We start from the raw sequence: 3,017 nt of genomic DNA, 5'->3' as shown, positions 1-3,017 counted from the left end.
GAGGTCGGTCTCGGTCTCCTCGGTGAAGGTGGTCTTGATCGCGCCGGCACGGGTGCCGCCGATCCCCTTGGCGTACGCGAGGGCGAGCGCGAGCGCGTTGCCGCTGGCGTCCTGCTCGACCGCGACGAGACAGGGCACGCCCTTGCCGTCGCTGTACTGGCGGCGGACCAGGTGGCCGGGGCCCTTGGGGGCGACCATCGCCACGTCCACCTCGGCCGGCGGCTTGATCAGGCCGTACCGGATGTTGAAGCCGTGGCCGAAGAAGATCGCCTTGCCGGGGGCCAGGTGCGGCTCGATCGACTCGGCATAGATCTTGCGCTGGGCGGTGTCCGGTGCGAGCACCATGATCACGTCGGCCTCGGCCGAGGCCTCGGCCGGCGTGAGCACCCGAAGGCCCTGCTCCTCAGCCTTGGGACGGCTCTTCGAGCCCTCCGGCAGACCGATCACCACGTCGACGCCGGAGTCGCGCAGCGACAGCGCGTGGGCGTGGCCCTGGCTGCCGTAGCCGATCACCGCGACCTTCTTGGCCTGGATCAGGCCGAGGTCGGCATCGTCGTCGTAGTACACCTCAACGCTCATGAGAACTTCCCTTTCGTACGACGGCCGGGGCGGCCCGTCGTGGTCTGTGCGGATGAATGCGCCGGACGGTCGGCCGAGGCCGACCGGTGGCGGGTCAGGCGGCCCGCAGCGCGGGACCGGCGGTGATCGAACGCGAGCCGCGCCCGATGGCCACCAGCCCGGACTGGACCATCTCCTTGATGCCGAAGGCCTCGAGGTCGCGCAGGAGCGCGTCGAGCTTGTCCGGGGTGCCGGTGGCCTCGATGGTCAGTGTGTCCGGTGCGACGTCGACCACCCGGGCGCGGAACAGGTTGACGGTCTCCAGCACCTGCGACCGCGCGGCCCGGTCGGCGCGCACCTTCACCAGCAGCAACTCCCGGGCGACCGAGACCTGGGGATCCAGCTCAACGATCTTGAGCACGTTGACGAGCTTGTTCAGCTGCTTGGTGACCTGCTCCAGCGGGGACGACTCCGCGTTGACCACGATGGTGATCCGGGAGACGTCCGGGTTCTCGGTCTCGCCGACCGCGAGGCTGTCGATGTTGAAGCCGCGCCGGGAGAACAGGCCGGAGACCCGGGCGAGCACGCCCGGCTTGTTCTCCACCAGCACGGACAGGGTGTGCATGGTCATGCCACGGCCTCGCTTCGCTCGGTCATGGCATGACCATGCGCAACACTGAGCTTGATGATTCGTTCGCTTCGCTCACTCATCAGATGTCATCCTCGTCAAAGACCGGGCGGACGCCACGGGCGAACATGATCTCGTCGTTGCTGGTGCCGGCGGCGACCATCGGCCAGACCATCGCGTCCTTGCCGACCACGAAGTCGATCACCACGGGGGCGTCGTTGATCTCCATGGCGGCGGCGATGGTCTTGTCCACGTCATCGGCGCTCTCGCACCGCAGCCCGACGCAGCCCAGGGCCTCGGCGAGCTTGACGAAGTCGGGGATGCGGTGCTTGTGGGTGCCGAGCTCGGTGTTGGAGTAGCGCTCGTTGTAGAAGAGCGTCTGCCACTGCCGGACCATGCCGAGGTTGCCGTTGTTGATGACGGCGATCTTGACCGGGATGCCCTCCAACGCGCAGGTGGCCAACTCCTGGTTGGTCATCTGGAAGCAGCCGTCCCCGTCCACCGCCCAGACCACAGTGTCCGGCTTGCCGACCTTGGCGCCCATCGCCGCCGGCACCGCGTAACCCATCGTGCCGAGACCGCCGGAATTCAACCAGGTGTACGGCTTCTCGTAGGAGATGAACTGCGACGCCCACATCTGGTGCTGGCCCACCCCGGCCACGAAGATCGCGTCCGGGCCGACGATCTCGCCCAGCCGCTTGATCACGTACTGCGGGGACAGCGTCCCGTCGACCGGCTCGTCGTAGCCCAGCGGGTAACGGTCGCGCAGGTCGTTCAGCTGCGTCCACCAGTCACCGAGGTCGGCGGTGCGCCCCGACGACCGCTCGGCGGTGACAGCGGCGATCAGCTCGTCGATGACGTGCTTGGCGTCGCCGACGATCGGGACGTCCACGTGCCGGTTCTTGCCGATCTCGGCGGGGTCGATGTCCGCGTGCACCACGACCGCGTCCGGGGCGAACGAGTCCAGTTTGCCGGTGACCCGGTCGTCGAAGCGTGCGCCGAGCGCGACGATCAGATCCGCCTTCTGCAGGCCGTAGACCGCGGCGACGGTGCCGTGCATGCCGGGCATCCCCAGGTGCTGCTGATGCGAGTCGGGGAACGCGCCGAGCGCCATCAGCGTGGTGACGACCGGGATGCCGGTCAGCTCGGCCAGCCGCCGCAGCCCGTCGGTGGCACCGGCCTTGAGGACCCCGCCGCCGACGTAGAGCACCGGGCGTCGGGCTGCTGCCATCAGCCGCGCCGCCTCCCGGATCTGCTTGCCGTGCGGGTGCAGGGTGGGCCGGTAGCCGGGGAGGTCCAGGGTGGGCGGCCAGGAGAAGGTGGTCGACGCCTGGAGCACGTCCTTGGGGATGTCGACCAGCACCGGGCCGGGTCGCCCGCTGCTGGCCAGGTGGAACGCCTCGGCCAGCACCCGGGGGATCTCCTCGGCGTTCTGCACGAGGAAGTTGTGCTTGGTGATCGGCAGGGTGATGCCCTGGATGTCCGCTTCCTGGAAGCCGTCGGTGCCGATCAACGGGCTGGCCACCTGCCCGGTGATGGCCACCATCGCCACCGAGTCCATGTACGCGTCCGCGATCGGGGTGACCAGGTTCGTCGCGCCCGGGCCGGAGGTGGCGATGCAGACCCCGACCTTGCCGGTGGCCTGCGCGTAGCCGGTCGCCGCGTGCCCCGCGCCCTGCTCGTGCCGCACCAGGATGTGCCGGACCGTCGAGTCGTAGAGCGGGTCGTACGCCGGCAGGATCGCGCCGCCCGGAATGCCGAAGACGACGTCGACCTCGAGCGCCTCGAGGGACCGCACGAGCGAGCCGGCCCCGGAGATCGGGGTCGCGGC

At 69.4% G+C, this 3,017-nt stretch carries 3 protein-coding genes; all 3 read right to left on the bottom strand.

Annotation, left to right across the window (positions count from 1 at the left end):
• Window positions 1-579 (bottom strand): ketol-acid reductoisomerase (gene ilvC, locus ABZ749_RS32795; RefSeq protein ID WP_357234725.1); only part of this gene is annotated, 579 nt, incomplete at its 3' end.
• 94 nt (window positions 580-673) lie between these two features.
• Window positions 674-1,189, bottom strand: a complete 516-nt coding sequence (gene ilvN / locus ABZ749_RS32790; protein ID WP_088991111.1) for an acetolactate synthase small subunit — start codon at window positions 1,187-1,189, stop codon at window positions 674-676.
• 79 nt (window positions 1,190-1,268) lie between these two features.
• Window positions 1,269-3,005: an acetolactate synthase large subunit gene (locus ABZ749_RS32785; RefSeq protein WP_357234729.1), complete on the bottom strand. Its 1,737-nt coding sequence runs from the start codon at window positions 3,003-3,005 to the stop codon at window positions 1,269-1,271.
• Between the last annotated feature and the right edge of the window lie 12 nt (window positions 3,006-3,017).

It is taken from the genome of Micromonospora sp. NPDC047753 (assembly GCF_040642735.1).
Taxonomy (GTDB): Bacteria; Actinomycetota; Actinomycetes; order Mycobacteriales; family Micromonosporaceae; genus Micromonospora.
Note: the sequence above shows the minus strand (reverse complement) of the source record. Positions and strands in the feature narration are given on the sequence as shown.